The following is a 19,340-nucleotide window of genomic DNA, read 5'->3' on the forward strand; positions in this document are numbered from 1 at the left end:
ACGTCGGGAGGCTCAAGGCTGTTGAGTTCTCACAAGATGATTCTTGAGCAGGAACCAGCACATATTGAGTGCGAAAGAACGGCCAAGTCGCGTCATCTGATCTTCGGGGATTCCCACCGGGCGGTGAGCGCCAGGACTGAGAAAACCAAAAACACCAGCCAAGCCTTTTTCCTCCTCCGTAGTGATCTCGCCAGTACTGCGCAGGAACATAAGCACCTCGCCCCACCTTGAAGGGTTGTAAGTAGCGGGCGTCTGCCGCTGCGAGGCAACACGGGCGGCTATGTCGCCGGCCAAAGTCTCCAGCGCCACGCGGGCGTTCACAAGCGATGCGTTGTAGTCGGGTGGAGCTGCCCGGAACGCGCCAGCCGAATCGTTGATCTTGGAGATGATCTCCTGCGCACGAGGAGCGCCGGAGCTATGTAGCGCCGTAATCAAGTCGTCTTCCAAAGGAGCCGCATCGGAGATCGACGGATCGGTCTGGATTAGTTTCTTGTCCTGGATGATGTAGCCGTCCAGCAGAAGGCATCGCGCCAGATCATGCTGACGTTCGTCGAATCGATACTTTGGATTGACCCTGGCCCGTAGATCGCCCTCAGTTGCAATGACCTCAGCGAGCGCCTGCATAAGCGTGTGGTCATCCAGATCGCACAGCGTATTCAACAAACCGTACAACAGTTGCGCGTGCGACAAAGAAAGGTTTTGAGCGCCGTACTTGCCCAGAAGCACGATCGAAATCATCGGCTCCTGCAGCTCCAGGAATTGGGCGAATGAATAGCGGGTTCTCTGTCCGATCATGCTGCCTCCCGAAATACAAATGGGCGTACTAGGCTTCTTCTTGCCCAAGCTAGGAAGCTTGGGCTCAGGCGGACGCTCTAGACTTCAATCAATCCTTTGCTTATCCGAATCTGATGCCAAACAGCCCACCATCCTCTGTAGCATCGGTTAAGCGCGTGGGAAGTACATAATCATTCAGGTCAAAGCCTTCGATACTCTCTTTGAAGGCATCATCTTCATTCATCGTCACGATGTACTGGAAGCCAAGCTCCTGCGCGATCTCTGAGCCCAGACGCAGCGCACTGATAGCCTGACGTCCATCGACACCGTCAAATAGATGGCTGTCATGGATCAGGAAGCCCGGCCCCATCTGTCGTTTGGCGCACAAGCGCATAAGCATCATGTCGAAGCAGAAGATCTGCATGTTCTTGATGCCCTTGCTGCGCTCACCCTGCATCGGAAACTTGAAGATCGGTCCATTCGAGGTTTCATCAACCGTCATGCTGCCGGCCGACTCATATAAACGTTGGGAGGTTTCCTCGAAGGCGACGATAGCCTCCGCTAGTCGGTCCTTTTGCTCGGCGAAGTCACGCCGCAGGCGGATCGTAAGGCGGTTGCGCTCGATCTCCAATTCGTTCTTCGTGCCTTCGAGCTGCTCTGCGGCCTCGAAGCGTTGCCGTAACGATTCCACTTCGGACTCCAGCCGCCCCAGTTCGCCTTGCAGCTTCAGGAACTGTTCGAGCGCGCCATGGCTCCTGAGAATGCCCAAGATTTCGCCGCGTCTCTGGTCGAGCTGCGCCTTCTTACTATCGCGCAGCTCGATACGCAGCTTCGCAGCTTCGAGTTCGCTGGACAGATAGTCTTTGCGATTGCGCACCACGGATTCATGAAAGCTCTTCACGTCCTCGTAGCGGCGCTTGACCAAGCCAGGTAGAACGATGCCGGCTTCTTGATAGACCGCCTGGAGGTCTTCATGGTCCGGAGGAACCTCAGAGGCCAGCGCGCTTTCCAGATCACGAACAGCTGAGAAGTCGATAGTGTTGGCATTCGCCAGCTCATTGAGCTGGCGGGTCAAGCTGGCGCTCTCGACTTCCAGTTCTCGGTACTCCGGCAAAACCTGAAAAGTCTCAACTTCTGCGTAAAGCTTCCTGAGACGAGCTTCCTGGATGGTCAGCTCCGTGCGCAAGTCGGCGGCCTTGCCGATGATCGAGCCGAACGCACCGTTGACGGCGGCCTTCTTCAACTCTTCGAGGGTCTTCTCCCGATCGCGCACGGCTTGCCAATCTCGGGCAATCTGCCAGTCCAGTCCGAGCAGGAACATCAGCGCCATCTGCATATCGCCAGTTCCCTGCATCGTGGCCTGCTTTTCCGGCGTCATGAAGGCGCCGCTCGCCTGCCGGCGTACGAAGTAGGCAAACAGCGACCGAAACGAGGGCGGTTTGCTGCCTGCAGCTTCAAGGCTGCTCAGACCAAACATTTGTTCGCCGAGGAACGTGCACCACTCGGTGGCCGAGAACTTGACCTTCGCGGCAGGCGGAGCTGTCACGAAGATTTTGGCTTTGGAGCTGCCGCTTCGCTCGACGACGACTCGTTCCAACTTCAGATCGAAGTCCATGCCGAAAGTGTGTTCGGCCAACTCCGAGGTGCGAAAGATCGAGTCCGGACCGGCATCCGCACCAAGAAGAAAATGCACTAACTCAATGAAGCTAGTTTTGCCGGCGCGATTGCGCGTTTGCTTGGTGGTTGCTCCCTCAGTCTTCTGTGCGAGCAGTACGTTCAGGCCGGATTTCAGTTCTTTAAGATTCTTGAAGCTAGGCAGCGTGCTGAAAATGTGGTTTATCACGCTGTCCTCCGCGCCACGAGACCACTTTCGAGCTCGATGGTTCCTAGGGCAAACAGAAGGTCGAGGGCGAGCAAGAACCAGTCATACGTAATTCGCCGAGGCATCGCGGCCGGGCCAGCGTCATGCCTGTTCAATTCCTCCCACAGCGCCGAGACAGTCTTGGGACGGGCGAGGAAGGTCAATACGTGCGCGCCGACAGTCAGTAGCGCACGATCCTGCGGCAGATGTTTGGATGGCAAGATCATGCAGCCGCCATCGCTTGAGCGTCTTCAAAAATCTCGCACTTGTCGAATAGGTACGCCATGACGGCCAACACAGCCGCCTTATGCGCGGGTGACGTATTCGCAGCGCCCCCAGCCCATGCTTCTAGTCGACCAAATATTTCGTCGGGATGGAGCTGCGGAACGCCGTCCCGCAGCCCTACGTATTGACTCTTGAACGCCTGCGCGATTTCTTCGCCGTAGGTGGGGTTTTTCCAGTTATTGAAGAACTGAGCAACGAGCGGGGACTTCTGCATGCCGATCTTCAGAAAGTCGGACACTGCCTGAGATAAAAGGTTTGCCTCAATCTTCCCGCGCGACACATCCTTAACTTCGCTCGTCGTGGGTACCGGCGTGATGCTGATATGGGTAAGCACAGCGAATAAGTCGCTGAAGCCCAAATTGACGTTCGCTTCCATTGTCAGGGAGGGGCCGAACCATGATTCAAGATCCTGAAGACTCAACTGACGGAACTTCGCCAACATTTCCTCGTACCCACAATGTCCAATCTTGATTTGTGGGTTGTCCTGCGCGAGCTGTGCCAAGGCTTCGATGATGTGTGGACCCAACCGGCCATCGGGCGCATTGTGCACAAAAGTCCACTCATCGAAGTGCTCTTCCCAATGCTCCTTCGCCCCTCCAAAGTCCTCATTGATCTTCCTGATGGCCTCGGCGGCACTTAATTCGTTGGGGGCGTAACTCTGAAACAGTATTCGCGCGGAGGGAAGATATCCGTCGTTCTTGCGATCTCCAACGTTCCCCCAAGGCCGGCAAGCCATGAAGTCGTTAGGGTGCACCTTCGACATTAGCTTCTCGAAAAGGCGCTGGAATCCATCGCCCTTGCACTCCAAGAAAGCAATGCGAAAGTCCTTCTCATAGTTGAGTTGCTGTACGCGGTCCATGCGGTCTGGCTCAGCCCTAAATGCATTGAAGTTATTGAAAAAAGCTCAAGACTTCTTCGTGTCGGATTGGATCTGCACACGATTGATATCGAACGGCAGTGCCCTGTCTGCTGCAATGCGCGTGAGCAGCACTCGGATGGCATCCGACACAGACAAGCCCATTCCTGCCAGCACGGTCGTGGCTTCTTCTTTGATGTGCCCGTCGATGCGGGCGCGAACAACATCGCTGCTACTTGCCATTGCACACCTTAAACGCATCATGTAGCTACATTGTGCTCCGTTTGGGCCTCATTGTCACTCATAGTGTTCTGCTGCGTCGCACTGGGAAACCATCTGCAATATGCACGTAGCATCCCCTTACTCCGCGACTCATCAGCGTCTTGTATGTGTTCCGCACAATGAGCTCTAAACGATCTCGCGCGGCGCCTGGATCTCGCTTCATGAGTGACCTATAGCCCCGGATCGATCGATCCATACGTGAGCGCTCTGCGGGAAAAACATTAGGTCTTCCGTCGATCCAACTGAGATCGGGCCCTATGATTACCCCCACGTAATCGAGCTCCAATCCTTGGCAGGTGTGGATGCAGCCGACTTCTTCGACTGAATCGGGAGCAACAATCCAAAGGCTGCCGTCTTTGTCGAGATTCCATCTCGCTTTGTAGCCATGCTCGGGAATCTCGATGTCCCACGCCTTGGGGTCCTTTTTGCTCTTCCAGTCCCAACAGTATCCCGCCACAACGCGGGCTTTGTTGTTGAGCTTGTTCTTCTCGCGGATCAGATCGTGTAGTTCCGCCGGCGAATCGACGAGGCGGAAGTCAAAGCTATCGCGATCAAAGTCGGCATTCGCCGTCTCGCGGATGCCGAGGAAGTTATCGAGCCAAGCGATGTATCCGTCCGAGCCAGCGCAGCGGAACTGGGAGGCAAGTTCCATGTGGGTCACCTCGGCACCAGCGGCTTGCGCCCAGCGCTCCAGTTCTGCGATGCGGCCGATGTCGGACAGGGTCACAACCTGGTCATCGTCAGCAAAGAAGACGATGCAGCGTGCGCTACGGATCAGTTCCATGATCTGGTTCTGACCGAGATTGCCGTACAGGCCGCTCTTTTCGTTCAAGCGATGGGCTTCATCCACGACCAGGGTGTCGAAGACATTTGGGTGACTGTCATGAAATCCGCCGGACCCGGCGAACAGGTTGCCGATTTCTACCTGACGCAGGTGTCCGGCCAGCTTCTGCTTGTAAACGGCACGCGGCGCTGCGTTCTTGGAGACGTACTTGGTGAGCTGACCGCGCTTGGTCAGCTCGACTAGTAGGTTTATGGCCACTACTGATTTGCCGGTACCGGGCCCACCCTTGACGATGACCACTTGTTTGCGGGCATCGCTGGCTTGCGCGGCCTTGGCCAAGCAGGTCTCGTAGACGACCTTCTGGTCGTCCACCAGCACGAACTCCTGATTGCCCTTGAGCATCTTGGCCACGCTGTCGGCCAGCATTTTCGACGGCCGGATGCGCCCATTCTCGATGCTGTAGAGCAGCTCGCCGCTGTCACCCTTCTTGACGTGCTGCTTGATGAAGCTGCGTAGGCGCGCGAGTTCGTCCGCGCCGTCGAGGAATGTCGGCGCCTTGTCCAGATAGGCGGCGTACCGCGCGTCGCGTATGACGCCGTCGTCCTTGTAGTTGTGCAGGTAGGCGCAGGGGCGAAGCTCGGTGTTTGACTCGTAGATGGCCTCGTTGAAGCCATTGAGCAGTGCAGCGTAGGACCATGCCTGGTAGCTGGGATGCGGACCTTCGGTCTCTGAACGACCGCCACGGTTGGCGACGATGATGCCGTCCTTCTCGCTGACCCGGGAACTGGACCACTGCTTGAGCTCGACGATGACCAGATGTGGCGTCCCGTCGTCGGCTTTGCCGGACAGAATGAAGTCGATCCGCTTGGACGTCTGCGGAATACCGAACTCGACGCCGACACCGATATCATCCGGGATATCGCTGTCGCGGAGTACGCGCGCCATCGCCGCAAGGGAGTTGCGCCAGGACTTGAATTCGGACTGGGCTGCGTAACGCCCGGTGCGCTGCACGAAGGCGCGTTCGACCACGTCCTCGATCTGCGCATGATCGGTGTCGTGCAGGAATGTGCTCTTTGTCGCCTGATAAACGATCACGCCAGCGTATCCCCCCTTGGGCGGCTGTTTCAGAGTTCGGTGTACTTCCTGCTGGTGCCCTTGGCCCGATCGACCGGGTACTTGGCGGCATTGATCGCCAGCTTCTGCTGAGCGGCGGCCACGGGATCGATGTCCAGCTTGTCTGCCAACTGCAGGAGGTAGAGCAGGACGTCGGCGATCTCGTGACCAACTTGCTGGCGCTGCTCCTCGCTCAGGTCGCGGCTCTGCGCCTCGGTGAGCCACTGGAAATGCTCAAGCAGTTCGGCCGCTTCGATTGACACAGACAGGGCAAGGTTCTTGGGGCTGTGGAATTGCTCCCAGTCCCGCTCCAGCGCAAAGGCGCGGAGTGCGGCGTGCAGCGCTTCAATGTCCTGGCTCATCCTTGGCTCCGTCACTGTTCTCGCCGAAGTATAGGCGGTGGAGAACTTAAGCCCGATAGGTATCGCGGGCGAAGTCTGACTTGCGCCAAGGATCGCCTCCCATGGCGAGCGCGCTGCCTATGAGCGCAGGATGGTGACGTTGTCCTGGCCACCTCACCTAACCAGTCGTTAGGGGACGAGGGCAAGAACCCTCAACAAAGCGCCGACGACCAAAGCCCCGCTAGCGGGGCTTTGTTTAATAGGGGATTGGCGTCCCTTCATCTAGGCGCACGAACGCGCCCATCGGTCACGATGCCGGCGCTTTTTTTTGGTCCGGTTTCTAGCCGGACCCGGTTGCCAGCTTATGGCGGGCGGTGCGCGGGGCCTTCGGGCCACCGGTCCTAGAGCCGGTACGCCAACCCGCACCGTCCGCCGCCTAGTTCGATAAGACGAATCGCTCGCCACTAGGAGACTGCCATGCCAGATGCTGGCTCATGTACCTGTTCTCCAACTGTCGAACGCGAAGTACGCGTCGCGTCCGAGAAGCCGTTGAGTTTGACTCAACGGTTTAGCCGCTTTAGCCGAATAGCGCCTCGTATGAGCCTTCGCGATGACGCTGCGCGCAGCCTACCGGCATACGTTCACGACGCGCGTGCTGATGGGGTAGGGCATATCCGTCGCCCGACATCATTCAAAGCAGAGAGGGACTTCCGCTCTTGCCGAAGGCATTGAGCGAGATCCCGCGATTTCCACCCATCGACGGGTTGCATCGTCACCATGGCGAGTCGAATTTCCAGAAGACTGCGTGCGGAAGACACTGCTAGCGTACTGCGGCTGGTGGGAGGACGCTTCCGGATGGGTCGTCGAAGTGCGTCGCCAGAGTCGCATCTGCGATGAGTCAACACGACCGACATCTCGCTTTGAACGAGCTCGCTTTGGAGGGGGATGCTAAGCGGCTGCGCTCGCAGTTCGATGAGGCGATGACGGCTCATCGAGATGAATTGCTGAAGTATCTGCATCGACGCACTCGCGATGCCGAGTTGGCTGCAGATCTAACGCAGGAGACCCTCTCGCGAATGATGGTGTACCGCGACAACTCGAAGGTCGAGAGCTACGAGCTCCTGATGTACCGCGTCGCTCACAACCTCGTGCTTGAACATCAGCGCGCCCGATTCCGTCGGCATGCGTCAGACCACGTTTCGTTGAGCGTGGTGGGTCCTCTTCGCGCGGACGAGGCGCCAGTTGAGGAGATCGTGGATGCGCGGATGTCGCTTGAACTGCTCAGGCGTGCTCTGATCGGATTGCCTCCCAAACGACGTCTCGCCTTCATGCTCAGCCGATTCGAGGGCATGACCTATCCTGAAGTTGCAGCCCGAATGGGCATCTCAGTGAAAATGGTCGAAAAACACATCAGCAAGGCTTTGCTAGCTTTTCGAGCCGCGGTCGGCGAGCAGGACGGGTAGTCCGACGCTGTAGAAGTACAAACCGTCTAGAACATTGATAGCATCGTTCACCCGCGTGAACAGGCGTCCTGCATGGGCGTTGTCAGCTATGGCTACCGATAACGAGCGACTTGCCCAGCTTGCAGCAGACTTCTTGGCGCGAAGCCGCGAGGAAACGCCGTCCGAGCGGCAGGCGCGTGAGGCTTGGTTGGCCGAGGATCCACGCCACCTGCGCATCTACCAATCTTTGGAGCAGCTCGATAAAGATGCGACAGCGCTTCTAGATGATCCAGAACTGCGAGCGCTTCTGAAACGCAACTCAGAGTAAGGCGCAGGTAGATCAGCTGGCCATTCCGACGTGCTGATAGGATCGTTTGTCGGGCAACGCACTCGCCGCATCCGTCAGATTGACGATGAGCCAGGAATACGATCGTATCGTTCAACGAGCCGCGGGTTTCTTAGCCCGGAGCCGCGAAGAGTCGCCCAGGCAGCGAGCGAACCGCGAGAAGTGGTTGGCTGCCGACCCGCGGCACGAACGGGCATATCGATATCTCAAGCGATTGGACGAGGATGCCCGTCGCCTAGGGGGCGATCCCGAGCTGCGTTCACTGGTGGATCTACACCTAAAGTCGCCGTAAAGATTTTGACGAAAGCAGTTCGCCGAACGCTCGCCGGAAGAGGCCTTTCGCTGGGCGTGTGTATGCGCAATTCGAAACGCATGTCTTCGCTCTACCTCTATAGGTAGGGCTTTTCTCTTAGCCGACATCAGATCTCGTTAGGAGGCGCACCGGCGATCTTGCCGCGCCACGGACGAGGCAATGACATGCGGAAGAGATACGCCCGGCGATGCGGGCCATTTGTAAGAAACACGCTGGCTGCTGCGGTCGCCGCTTTGCTCCCGCTAGCGGGTGCTGGAGCTCAGGTGAGTGGCGCGCCTCTAGATCTTGATACGACCGCGGCCTCTCGCACGAATGATCCTGACGCGATCCAACTCGACACGATCCAAGTCACAGGCACCCGCATCCGAGGCGGCACGACACCGTCACCAGTAATCACGATCGGTAGCGAGCGCATCCAGGAAGAAGGCTTCGCGGACTTGGGCGAGGTGATCCGCAGCATTCCGCAGAACTTCGGGGGCGGGCAGAACCCGGGCGTGGTGGCGGCCGTGGGATCCGGCAACACCTACAACCAGAACGTGACTGGTGGCACCAGCCTCAATCTACGTGGCGCGGGTGCAGATGCCACGCTCACGCTGCTCAACGGCCGGCGTCGATCGTATGGCGGGCTTTACGACTCGGTGGATATCAGCGCGATTCCGGTGGAAGCGGTGGAGCGCGTCGAGATCGTGGCCGATGGCGCTTCGGCGATCTATGGCTCCGATGCGATCGCCGGCGTCGGCAACGTGATCCTGCGGCGCGACTTCGAAGGGGTGATGATGGGCACGCGCTACGGTGCGGCCACCGATGGTGGCCTGACCACGCGCGAGTACAGCGGCACAACAGGCGCGGTGTGGGACGGAGGCGGGCTGATTGCTTCGGTGAAGCGGGTGGAGGCCGACCCCATCGATGTCAGCCAGCGGCGTTACACCGAGGCGATGGCTAGTCCCCACTCGCTGCACCCGGGCAGCACGCTGTGGAGTGGCCTGGTCAGCGGGCACCACGCCTTGGGCGATGTGGCGCAGTTGCGGCTGGACGTATTGCGGTCCAGACGCACGCAGCTTTACTTCCAGCGCTATCCGGCGTTCTGGTACGACAACCAGACCGAGAACACGGCGGAGCTGGTGTCGCCGACGGTGGAGTTCACGTTGCCGGGCGATTGGACGCTGGCGCTGGGGGGCACCTGGAGCCGCGATCGCAACGAGTACGCCATCTGGCAGGTGCGGGCCGATACGGGCGCATCCACGCTGGCGCAGCAGGCGTGCAACTGCAACGAGAGCCGGTCGTACGAGATCAATGCCGAAGGGCCGCTGTTCGCCCTGGCCGGCAATCAGGCGCGGCTGGCGGTGGGCGCGGGTTACCGCACGAACGATTTTCTCAACGCGACGTATTCCGCGAACCGGGCCTACGCCGGCGAGGAGAGCAGCCGCTACGGTTATGCCGAGATAAGCCTGCCACTGCTGGGTGCCGCGCCCGGTGTCTTGGGGCCGGAGCGCCTGGTGGCGACGGCGGCCTTGCGCGGTGAGGACTACGACAACTTCGGCAGCGTGGTCACGCCGAAGCTCGGCCTGGTGCACCGGATAGGCACCGACTTCACCACCAAGCTGTCGTGGGGGCGGTCGTTCAAGGCGCCGATGTTGAGCCGTCGCTACGGCAACCGCTTCGTGTACCTGGCGCCCGCCAGCCTGGCCGGCGGCACGGGTTACGCGCCGGATGCCACGGTGTTGATCACCTGGGGCGCGAACCCGGATCTGGAGCCGGAGCGTGCTCGCACCATGAGTGCGTCGCTGGCGTTCCACCCGCAGGCGCTGCCCGGACTGGAAGCCGAACTGACGTGGTTCGACATCGACTACTACGACCGCGTGCTGGCACCACTGGCGGTGATCGGGCAGGCACTCAGCGGTTCCACCTATGCAGACTTCGTGGACCTTGCGCCGACGCCTGCGGAGCAGGCGGCGCTGCTCGCGTACTACGCAGACAACCTGCAGAACATTGCCGGCGTGCCGTATGCCCCCGGCAAGGTGGTCGCCGTTGCCTACAACAACTACACGAACGCACAGCAGCAGCGTATCCGTGGGTTGGATGCGTCGGGTTCGTACCGGTTCGACCTGGGGCAGGGCCGCATGACAGTGCGGGGCTCGGCCAGTTGGCTCGACAGCACGCAGCAGAACACGGCGGGGCAAAGACCGTTCGATCTGTCGGGCACGATCTTCTACCCGGCCAAGGTCAACGGCCGGCTGGGCGGGGTGTGGACGGATGGCGGCTTCAGCGGTGCGCTGTTCGCCAACTACACCGATGGCGTGCGGCACCACATCACGCGCACCAGGACGTCATCGTTCACCACCTTCGATGCCACGTTGCGCTACGCGATCGATAGCGGCAGTGGGGCGCGCGCCGGTTGGGATTTCTCGCTGGCGGCGCAGAACCTCTTGAACCGGCCGCCGCCGCTGTACACGCCGGCCGTTGCGACGGATGTGCCGTTCGATTCCACCAACTACTCGGCCATTGGACGCTTCGTCAGCGTCTCGGTGGCCAGGCGTTGGTAGCGTGGCGCGGCAGCTGAGTCATGGCATGCGGCCCGGCCTTCGGGCCGGTGCCGCATTGCTGACGGTGCTGGGTGCGCTGGGCGGCAGTGCGATTGCCGGCACCGTGCCTGCACGCATGCTGGTGGAGGTGGCGGACCTTGGGAATCCGGTCATCTCGCCAGACGGGCAGTTCGTGGCGTACCGGCTGGAACAGGCCAACGTGGAGCGCGATGTCTACGACACGGTGTGGTACGTGCAGGCGATGGCGGGCGGCGCACTGCCTTTGCGCGTTGCAGATGGCGGCGTGCCGCTGCGGCAACCCACGGGCGGGATGGTGGCCGCTTCGCCGGCTGTCTGGTCATCTGATGGACGATGGATCTACTACCGGGCGCTGCTGGATGGACGCATTGCAGTGTGGCGCGCCGCGGCAGATGGCTCAGGCGCGGAACAGGTGACCACAGACGACGCGGATGTGCGTGCGTTCGTGCTGGATGACGAAGGCGACACGCTGCGTTACAGCGTGGGCGCCACGCGTGAGGCAGTGCGGCGTGCGGAACAGACCGAGTACGACCGCGGCGTGCGCATCGATGCGTCGGTGTTCATTGGTGCGGGTCTGCTGGGCTCGAGTCGCCTCGGAGGGCGCCCGGCCACGCAGCGGCTGTACGGAGACTGGTTCGCGCCTGGACCGTTGCTCGCCGACGCGCCCGCCCAGTGGAAGCGTGTTGATCTGGGCGCGCGTGGCGGAGCAGTGACCAGTGCGCCGGCACCTGACGCCGCCGCGCCGACATTCGGCGGCCAGTCGCCGACCCCATGGCGATGGGCCGCGCATCCGGTGGACGCGCGGATTGCCACGCTGATCCGCGTGGGCGATGCCGGCGCGCGCCGGCAGAAACCCGACGTGCAGCTTGCCGTGCGCGCCTCTGCCGATGCCGCCCGCGAGGTCGTGTGCACGCAGGCCCTGTGCACCAGGCAGGACATCAGTCACGTCCAGTGGCGGCCGGGCAGTGATGACGTGCTGTTCACCGTGACGGACCGACAGGCGGGCAGGGCGCAGGCGGTCTATCGATGGAATGTGGTGACCGGCGTTGTGACCGAGGTGGTGCGCAGCCGCGGACTGCTGTGGGGAAGCAGTCTGCGTTTCCATGACGTGCCGTGCGCGGTGTCGCGGAGCGACATGGTGTGCGTCACCGCCGAGGCAGACCGTCCGCCGCGCATGGAGGTCATCGACCTTGAGCGCGGCGAGCGCCGCGTGTTGTTCGAGCCCAATCGCGCGCTCGCGCTGCACGTCGCACGTGAGGCACCTGCGACCCTGCTGCGCTGGGAGGACGACCGCGGGGATGTCTTCACCGGGTGGCTGTTCGACGCGCGCGTGCCGGCCGGGAGTCTGGCGCCTCCGTTGTTCGTGACCTACTACACCTGCGATGGATTCCTGCGCGGCGGAGTCGGGGACGAGTGGCCGTTGGCCAGCCTGGCAACGCATGGCATTTCGGCGCTGTGTATCAACGGCAATCCATCGTTCAAGGATGCCCGGGAGAGCTACGCGCAAGGCACGCGGGCAGTGGAGAGCGTGGTGCGCCTGCTCGGCGACGCAGGTGCAATCGACCCGACGAAGGTGGGGATGGGCGGCCTGAGCTACGGCAGCGAGGTCACGCTTTGGACGCTGATGCACTCTGACGTGGTGACGGCTGCTTCGGTCAGCTCGCCGTCCGTGACGCCAAGCTGGTACCTCTTCAACAGCCTGCGCGCCGGATTCCGGCAGGTGGCCGAGTCCAACTGGCAGATCGGCGCACCGCACGAAACGCCGGCGCAGTGGCAGGCGTTGTCGCCGGCATTCAACTTGGAACGCATCCAGGCGCCGCTGCTGTTGCAACTGCCGGAAGAGGAATACCTGCCGGCGCTGGAGTACGCACTGCCGATGGTCCGGGACCGCAGGGCGGACATGTACGTGTTCGCAGGCGAGCCGCATATCAAATTCGGGCCCAGACACAAGCTGGTGGTGTACGAGCGGAACCTCGACTGGTTCCGGTTCTGGCTGCAGGGTGTGGAGCGGCCTGATCCGCAGGATGCCGATCAGTACCGGATCTGGCGCGGCATGGCCGAGGCTGTCGCCGCCAGGGAAACCATGTCCGCGCGTCCAGGACCGAAGCGGCTGTCGCCCGTCATTCCCGCGAAGGCGGGGCTTTCAACGGACGAATGTCCGATCATCCAGCGCCTTCGCTTTCAACCATGTTTTCGCTTTGAACACGTTCGCAATCGCCTTGATGGCGAACCCAGTTCTCGATCATGCACAGATTGAAGATCCGGAAGAACGAGGTGTCTTTGGCCGGAACGTCGCTCTGGATGGTCTTGCGCAACGCATCCATGTCCAGCAGTCCTTGCGCGTTGAGGTGGCCGCTGTCCAGAAATCCGAGCATGGCGTGCTTGTTTCCACCGTAGAGCGCGCCGGCCAGTGTCACGTACGTACCTTTGCTGCGTCGATGCAGGATGTCGTGCGGCAGCAAGTCGGCAAACGCATCCCGGGCAACGACACGGTTGCGTCCGGTGCGGATCCACATCCAGGTGGGCACTCGCAGGCATGTCTCGACGACCAACTGCGACAGCAGCGGTAGCCGCACCGGCCAACGCCGGTTGCGCGCCATGCCGTCCCAGTACCCCTGGGTGCCCACCAGCGCGCCGATCCTTTCCACGTCGCCGATGTAGGCGTTCGGCGGCGCATCGAGCCAAGGATGCGGCGCAGATGTCGAGCGCCGAGCAGACGGTGCCAGAAACGTGTGGTCGGCCGGCCGGGTGGGTTTGGCACCTCGTCGCATCTTTCGCAGCGTCAGACGAAGCGCTTTCTGCAGATGGCAGTCGTAGAGCGTGGAGAGATCACCCACGCTGCGAAAGCCGGCAGCCAATCCCCGTTCGCGGAAAGCATCTGCCGCAGGTGATGCATTGCCCAGATAGCAGAACACGGTGTCGCCGCCGGCACCGGAGATGAAACTGGCCGGGGCGTGCGTCATCGCCGCCTGATGCAGCGCTGCGTCGGCGGCATGGTGTGAGATGCCCATGCCTGGGGTGGCCGAATCCTCGGGCGGCTGAAAGTCGAAACGGGCGGTGCCAGCGTCGACTGTCAGCGTGTGCAGGTCTGTTCCGAGCAGAGCCGAGACGAGCCTGGCGTATTGACGCTCGTCGGTGCCCGAGTGCGGGGATGTCAGGTTGCAGCAGGTGACGCGCGCATCGGTCTGGCTCAGGCACGCGCCGACGATGGACGAGTCCAGGCCGCCTGACAGTTCAAGTAGCAGGTTTCGGTCTGTCTCTGCCCAGGCATTGACCGTGGCGCTCACCGCATGACGGACGCTGCGTGCGGCTTCCTCCGGGTCACGGAATCGTTTGTGGGCGGTCACGTGATCCCAAGGCGACCAAGCGGCAAGGACGTCCACCTGCATCGAGTCGAGCGTCAACGCGCATCCCGGCAGCAGCTCGCTCACGCCATCGATTCCGGTCCTCGTCGTGTGCAGGTGCGTGAAGTTCAGCGCGTGCGCGATGTAGTCCCAATCGATGCGCCGCTCGCACATTCCGGAACTGACGGCGAGAGAGATATCCGAAGTTATGAATCCTTGCCCCTCGATGACGGCATGCATGCAGGCCACGCCGCCCGAGGGGCTACGCAGGATGCGGACTGCTTCGGGATCCCCAGCCGTCAGTTCGATCAGAACGTAGTCGCCCCAGTAGTTCGCCAACAGGTGGCGGTGCAGGGGAGTGCCGGCATTGGGCAAGAGCCCGGGCGGGGCGACAGGCTGCCTTGCGAACAGATGTCCAATGACCCATGCGCGTTCCGAGATGCGCTGCAGCTTGGTGACCGGCTCGCCGAAGATACGCAGCTGCGGGGTTGAGGCCAGGCACTCCATTCCCGCCTTCTCAAGCATCTGCGTAGGTGCAGCCAAGGACTCCGCTCTTTCATTGGCGATGTTCAGCAGCACGATGTAGCGGTGTTCCATCACAGCACCAGGATCGGCGTATGCATGCGCGCGTAGGAAACCGTCTCGTTCAACGCCATGTCGCCCGCCTGCAACCACGCGTGGGCAGAGAAGGGTTCGGCGTTGACGCCAAACACGAGTCGGGACTCCAAACCCCGCTTCGCGAGGAAGCGGTCCAAGGCGAGCGAATCCAGAAGACAGGAGTGTTCGACGGGAATGAATCTTCTGGCGTACCTGTATTGGCCAGCAGCGCGAGCGAACGTATCCATGTCACTGTCTTGGCGGGTCCCGTCGACCGGCCGCTCGGTTCCGCGGCAGCAGTCCACATGCGCATCAAGCAGTTCACCGATATTGCGGGTACGCAATGCGCGCCGGGTTGTGTAGACCAGACGCGCGATCTCGAAGATGATCTTGAGGCCGGCAGTTTCCTGCCCCAAAGAGAGCTCCGATGCACTTCGTTGCGGCACGGGAACATCAAGCGCGGGTTGTTCGGTTTCAGTCGGGTCGCTCTCGAGCAGGACGCCCCGTGCCCGCAGGACATCCAGGTCCTTGTCGTTTATCTCGCTGTCGGCAAGGTAGGCACGAAACGCCTTGTCAGACGTGCCCGTGAGCATGAAGTAGGCGTCGCTTCGGAGGTCCATGAACACGATCCGCCCGCCAACGCAGCAGTAGTGCAGGCCCTTGCGCACGATGTAAGCCATGGCGAAAAGAGTGAGGGCGCGCCTTGCGGCGCGCCCGTGACTCACTCTTCCGAGATGCCGGAGAAGGGAATGCGCCCCTCACCCATGACCTCGGTCTCGAAGCCGGCGCCCTTGGTTTCGATGCTCACCGCACCCAGGGCAACCACTTCGACCTGCACTTCACTTTCTTTGATGTCCATGTCCTTCTCCTGCGTTGTGTCATGGCGAGTCCATGACAAGCCGAGTGTCGAGACGCGGAACCGTAATTCTCAAATGATTTTTGTTGTGTACTTTCGGTATTCCCTGAAAGTGTGAGGCGAGCCGTATACACGTTCGCGTGCGCAGCGACCGCGTCAGTGCAGCGCGTCGCGTGCTTGGGTCAGCAGGTGCACTGTCGTGGGCACCAGTTTGCGTCGACGCCCGTGGTAGGCGCGCAGCCCGCATTTCAGGCGCGGAATCTCCGCGCGCTCCCAGGCCTCGACAAGGTCCTCGAGTTCAGAGTGCGCCTCAGGCACAAGCGTGCGCTTTGCGGTGCGGATCGGGGCGAGCCGATCATTGGCATTGCGCGCGGCGATGTGCAGTTCTTGCTGCGGCGTCCGCCGCGCGATGGTGTCGAATAGCTGCCAGGTGGCTTTCGCAATGCTCTCCTGGACGTCAGGGGCGCGCTGCCGGGTGCCGTTGGGCAGGGCGCCGTGGTCGAGGGACGCCATCAACTGGATTTCCATCCACTCGTAGAGCGCGCGCAATGCAGCCTCGGTGGGCAAGGGCATGTGGAACCCGTCACGTCCTCTGTCGACGATCAGTCGCTCACCGCTCAGGTGATGCAGCGCGAAGCGAACTGGCGTGAGACTGGCGCCGAACTCGGTGGCCAGTGCGGCCGGTTCGAGGCGTTGGCCGGGCGCGAAGCGTCCGCACTGCAACGCGCGACGGATCTGTCCGTACAGGCGCGCTCCTTTCGACTGGCTCGCGATCATCGCGGCACTCCATGTCTGCGTAACCCCAGGTCCCGAAAACGATATTACATCTGCGTGACCGCGCTGCAACGCGCGTGCGTGCTAAGCGGATTTAGCGCTCCAGTGAGTTCTGCCGCGCCACCACAAGGCCACGTGTACCAGCGCGATCAGCACCGGTACTTCGACCAGCGGCCCGATCACGGCAGCAAAGGCGACAGGTGACGCTAAGCCGAACGCGGCGATGGCCACCGCAATCGCAAGCTCGAAATTGTTACCCGCCGCCGTGAACGCAATGGCAGTCGTGCGCGGATAATCCCTCGCGATCAGTCGGCCCATCCAGAAGCTCAGTCCGAACTGGATCAGGAAGTACAGCGTCAGCGGAATCGCAATGCGCACCACGTCCATCGGAATCCGCACCACGTCGGCGCCCTTGAGGCTGAACATCGCGACGATGGTGAAGAGCAGGGCGGCCAGCGTGATCGGGCTGATCTTCGGCAGGAACCGCGTCTCGTACCAGCGCTCTCCCTTCGCCTGCACGAGCCAGCGACGGGTCAGGTAGCCGGCAAGGAATGGGATGCCCAGATACACCAGCACGGCCTGCGCAATGGTCCAGGTACTGACGTCGACAACGCTGCCGTCAATCCCGAACACAGGCGGCAGCCAGCTGAGGAAGAACCAGGCATACGCGCTGAAGAAGAGAATCTGGAAGACCGAGTTGAACGCAACGAGGCCAGCAACGTACTGGTTGTCGCCGCGCGCAAGCTGATTCCACACCAGCACCATCGCGATGCAGCGCGCCAGGCCGATCAGGATCAGCCCGGTCATGTATTCCGGATAATCGCGCAGGAACAGTACCGCCAGCCCGAACATCAGGAACGGCCCGATCAGCCAGTTCTGTATCAGCGACAGCGCCAGCACGCGCTTGTCGCGGAACACGTTCGGCAATTCTGCGTAGCGCACCTTGGCCAGCGGCGGATACATCATCAGGATCAGGCCGATTGCGATAGGCACGTTCGTGCTGCCCCAGCTGAGCGTATCGAGCGCAGCCGGCAGGCCGTCGAACAGCGTGCCGAGCGCGATGCCCAGCGCCATCGCCGCGAAGATCCACAGCGTGAGCCAGCGGTCGAGAAACGACAGGCGACCCGGTGCAGGCGCAGGCGCGGGCGTGCTCATCCGACGTCGGCGATCGGTTCGAGCAGCGCCTTGACCGCGTCCTTGTCGGCCCAGACGTCGTCGCGGATGTCGAGAAACGCGCGCATGCGCTTCTGGATGATCGCGTGCGCATGCGCAAATGCGGCGCGCTTGTCGGCGTCGCTGCCAGTCACCGCGGCGGGATCGAACAGGCCCCAGTGCACGCGCACGAAGTCGCCGTGGACGATCGGACAGGACTCGTTCGCCGCGCTGTCGCAGACAGTGACGATCAGGTCCATCGGCGCGGCGGTCTCGGCCGAGAATGCGTCCCAGGACTTGCTGCGCAGGTTGTCGGTGGGAAAGCCCTCACGCTCGAGCTGGGCGATCGCGAACGGGTTCACCTGGCCGGCCGGCTTGCTGCCGGCGCTGTAGGCCTCGTAACGGCCCACGCCCCAAGCGCGGAGGGTGGCTTCGGCCAGCACGCTGCGGGCAGAGTTGCCGGTGCACAGGAACAGGATGCGTCGGGTCATGGGTCGGGCTCTCGGGTGGATTGCGTAACGGAATGGATCAGGACCCGCAGGCAGCGGACGGCGCGCAGTCGCCCGCGTCGTCGGCGCAGCAGTTCTCGGTGAGATAGCCGACCAGTGCGTTCATCGCATCGAAATCGGCGCGGTAGCGGATGGTCCGGCCGCTCTGCTCGCCGCTCACCAGCCCGGCGGCGGTCAGCGCCTTGAGGTGGAAGGACAGGGTGGCGCCAGGCAAGGCGAGCGCCTCGGCGATGTCGCCGGCCAGCTTGCCGGCGCGACCGGCCCGCACCAGCAGCCTGAAGACCGACAGGCGCGTGTCCTGGCCGAGGGCGGCGAGTGCGGAGGTTGCGGCTTTATGTTCCATGTTTCTAGAATAGTCGAACATTTATGACGGTCACAAGTCACCCGATGGCATCCGATCTGCCCAATCTCGATCCCGACGCGTTCAAGCCCATCGACCTAGCCGCACTCGGCGTGCCGGCCGATGGCCACCCGCCGCGCATCCTGATCCTCTACGGCTCGCTGCGCCCCGAGTCCTACAGCCGGAAGCTGGCGCTGGAGGCCCAGCGCCTGCTCGAACTGTTCGGCGCCGACACCCGGCTGTTCGATCCACACGACCTGCCGATGCTCGATTCGGTGCCGGCCACCCATCCCAAGGTGGAGGAGCTGCGCGCACTGTCGCTGTGGTCCGAAGGCCAGGTCTGGGTGAGCCCGGAGCGGCACGGCGCGCCGAGCGCGGTGTTCAAGAACCAGATCGACTGGCTGCCGCTGGAAAGCGCCGGCGTGCGCCCCACCCAGGGCCGCACGCTGGCGGTGCTGCAGGTCTGCGGCGGCTCGCAGTCGTTCAACGTGGTCAACGCACTGCGCCTGCTCGGCCGCTGGATGCGCATGGTGACTATCCCCAACCAGTCCTCGGTGCCCAAGGCTTGGCAGGAATTCGACGAGGCCGGGCGCATGAAGCCGTCGGCGTACTACGACCGCGTGGTCGATGTGATGGAGGAGCTGGTGAAGTTCACTTTGCTCGTGCGGGACCGGACCACCTATCTCACTGATCGATACAGCGAGCGTCAGGGCGATCTATCGGCGAAAAGACTGGCGAGGGCATCTGGGACGATTGTCTGACTGACCGATAGAAGTGGTCGCAACCGACGGCGACGGGCCAGACGTCCGC

20 protein-coding genes are annotated in these 19,340 nt (G+C 61.9%); 6 read left to right on the forward strand and 14 right to left on the reverse strand.

What is annotated here, in order from left to right:
* Nucleotides 1-12: 12 nt before the first annotated feature.
* From AC3A5K_RS02025 to AC3A5K_RS02055, 7 genes are read right to left on the reverse strand one after another with little or no spacing between them, the layout of a single operon-like run.
* A complete protein-coding gene (locus AC3A5K_RS02025) occupies nucleotides 13-843 on the reverse strand; it encodes a hypothetical protein (RefSeq protein WP_487615838.1) in 831 nt (276 codons plus the stop codon).
* Between the two features lie 52 nt (nucleotides 844-895).
* Nucleotides 896-2,617: an ABC-three component system protein gene (locus AC3A5K_RS02030; RefSeq protein WP_487615839.1), complete on the reverse strand. Its 1,722-nt coding sequence runs from the start codon at nucleotides 2,615-2,617 to the stop codon at nucleotides 896-898.
* Entirely contained in the window at nucleotides 2,614-2,862 is a 249-nt protein-coding gene (locus AC3A5K_RS02035) for an ABC-three component system middle component 6 (protein ID WP_487615840.1), read from the reverse strand. Before AC3A5K_RS02035 ends, AC3A5K_RS02030 begins: the two co-directional genes overlap by 4 nt.
* Entirely contained in the window at nucleotides 2,859-3,779 is a 921-nt protein-coding gene (locus AC3A5K_RS02040) for an ABC-three component system protein (protein ID WP_487615841.1), read from the reverse strand. The genes AC3A5K_RS02035 and AC3A5K_RS02040 overlap by 4 nt, the downstream gene beginning before the upstream one ends.
* A 45-nt stretch (nucleotides 3,780-3,824) precedes the next feature.
* Nucleotides 3,825-4,019: a type II toxin-antitoxin system RelB/DinJ family antitoxin gene (locus AC3A5K_RS02045; RefSeq protein ID WP_487615842.1), complete on the reverse strand. Its 195-nt coding sequence runs from the start codon at nucleotides 4,017-4,019 to the stop codon at nucleotides 3,825-3,827.
* A gap of 58 nt (nucleotides 4,020-4,077) precedes the next feature.
* Nucleotides 4,078-5,937 carry a DNA/RNA helicase domain-containing protein gene (locus AC3A5K_RS02050; RefSeq protein ID WP_487615843.1) on the reverse strand — a complete coding sequence of 620 codons (1,860 nt, stop codon included), beginning with the start codon at nucleotides 5,935-5,937 and terminating at the stop codon, nucleotides 4,078-4,080.
* Between the two features lie 29 nt (nucleotides 5,938-5,966).
* On the reverse strand, nucleotides 5,967-6,317 hold the full coding sequence (locus AC3A5K_RS02055) for a nucleotide pyrophosphohydrolase (RefSeq protein ID WP_487615844.1): 351 nt from the start codon (nucleotides 6,315-6,317) through the stop codon (nucleotides 5,967-5,969).
* Nucleotides 6,318-7,189: 872 nt separating this feature from the next.
* Between AC3A5K_RS02055 and AC3A5K_RS02060 the strand changes: the two genes are divergently transcribed.
* From AC3A5K_RS02060 to AC3A5K_RS02080, 5 genes are all read left to right on the forward strand, one after another.
* The gene (locus tag AC3A5K_RS02060) at nucleotides 7,190-7,759 is read left to right on the forward strand and encodes an RNA polymerase sigma factor (protein ID WP_487615845.1); all 570 of its coding nucleotides are present in this window, start codon (nucleotides 7,190-7,192) and stop codon (nucleotides 7,757-7,759) included.
* An 88-nt stretch (nucleotides 7,760-7,847) separates the two neighbouring features.
* Nucleotides 7,848-8,066 (forward strand): FecR/PupR family sigma factor regulator, encoded by a 219-nt coding sequence (locus tag AC3A5K_RS02065; RefSeq protein ID WP_487615846.1) that lies wholly within the window; start codon nucleotides 7,848-7,850, stop codon nucleotides 8,064-8,066.
* A gap of 85 nt (nucleotides 8,067-8,151) precedes the next feature.
* Complete coding sequence (locus AC3A5K_RS02070; RefSeq protein ID WP_487615847.1) at nucleotides 8,152-8,376, forward strand: FecR/PupR family sigma factor regulator; 225 nt, start codon at nucleotides 8,152-8,154, stop codon at nucleotides 8,374-8,376.
* A 284-nt stretch (nucleotides 8,377-8,660) separates the two neighbouring features.
* Entirely contained in the window at nucleotides 8,661-10,940 is a 2,280-nt protein-coding gene (locus tag AC3A5K_RS02075; RefSeq protein ID WP_487615848.1) for a TonB-dependent receptor plug domain-containing protein, read from the forward strand.
* A gap of 25 nt (nucleotides 10,941-10,965) precedes the next feature.
* The gene (locus tag AC3A5K_RS02080; RefSeq protein ID WP_487615849.1) at nucleotides 10,966-13,215 is read left to right on the forward strand and encodes an Atxe2 family lasso peptide isopeptidase; all 2,250 of its coding nucleotides are present in this window, start codon (nucleotides 10,966-10,968) and stop codon (nucleotides 13,213-13,215) included.
* Here the strand turns inward: AC3A5K_RS02080 and AC3A5K_RS02085 are convergent.
* The 7 genes from AC3A5K_RS02085 to AC3A5K_RS02115 form a co-directional block, all read right to left on the reverse strand.
* The gene (locus AC3A5K_RS02085) at nucleotides 13,121-14,899 is read right to left on the reverse strand and encodes an asparagine synthase-related protein (protein WP_487615850.1); all 1,779 of its coding nucleotides are present in this window, start codon (nucleotides 14,897-14,899) and stop codon (nucleotides 13,121-13,123) included. The two genes, AC3A5K_RS02080 and AC3A5K_RS02085, sit on opposite strands and share 95 nt — an antisense overlap.
* Nucleotides 14,899-15,579 (reverse strand): lasso peptide biosynthesis B2 protein, encoded by a 681-nt coding sequence (locus AC3A5K_RS02090; protein WP_487615851.1) that lies wholly within the window; start codon nucleotides 15,577-15,579, stop codon nucleotides 14,899-14,901. Before AC3A5K_RS02090 ends, AC3A5K_RS02085 begins: the two co-directional genes overlap by 1 nt.
* Nucleotides 15,580-15,620: 41 nt before the next feature.
* Nucleotides 15,621-15,758: a hypothetical protein gene (locus AC3A5K_RS02095; RefSeq protein WP_487615852.1), complete on the reverse strand. Its 138-nt coding sequence runs from the start codon at nucleotides 15,756-15,758 to the stop codon at nucleotides 15,621-15,623.
* Between the two features lie 153 nt (nucleotides 15,759-15,911).
* Nucleotides 15,912-16,532, reverse strand: coding sequence for a GntR family transcriptional regulator (locus tag AC3A5K_RS02100; protein ID WP_487615853.1), 621 nt, complete (start codon nucleotides 16,530-16,532; stop codon nucleotides 15,912-15,914).
* Between the two features lie 81 nt (nucleotides 16,533-16,613).
* On the reverse strand, nucleotides 16,614-17,684 hold the full coding sequence (gene arsB, locus AC3A5K_RS02105; RefSeq protein ID WP_487615854.1) for an ACR3 family arsenite efflux transporter: 1,071 nt from the start codon (nucleotides 17,682-17,684) through the stop codon (nucleotides 16,614-16,616).
* Nucleotides 17,681-18,172, reverse strand: coding sequence for an arsenate reductase ArsC (locus tag AC3A5K_RS02110; protein ID WP_487615855.1), 492 nt, complete (start codon nucleotides 18,170-18,172; stop codon nucleotides 17,681-17,683). Before AC3A5K_RS02110 ends, arsB begins: the two co-directional genes overlap by 4 nt.
* Nucleotides 18,173-18,209: 37 nt before the next feature.
* Nucleotides 18,210-18,533 (reverse strand): ArsR/SmtB family transcription factor, encoded by a 324-nt coding sequence (locus AC3A5K_RS02115; protein ID WP_487615856.1) that lies wholly within the window; start codon nucleotides 18,531-18,533, stop codon nucleotides 18,210-18,212.
* Nucleotides 18,534-18,577: 44 nt separating this feature from the next.
* Between AC3A5K_RS02115 and arsH the strand changes: the two genes are divergently transcribed.
* Complete coding sequence (gene arsH, locus AC3A5K_RS02120) at nucleotides 18,578-19,291, forward strand: arsenical resistance protein ArsH (RefSeq protein ID WP_487615857.1); 714 nt, start codon at nucleotides 18,578-18,580, stop codon at nucleotides 19,289-19,291.
* Nucleotides 19,292-19,340: the final 49 nt, after the last annotated feature.

It is taken from the genome of Luteimonas sp. Soil_C_5 (genome assembly GCF_057656615.1).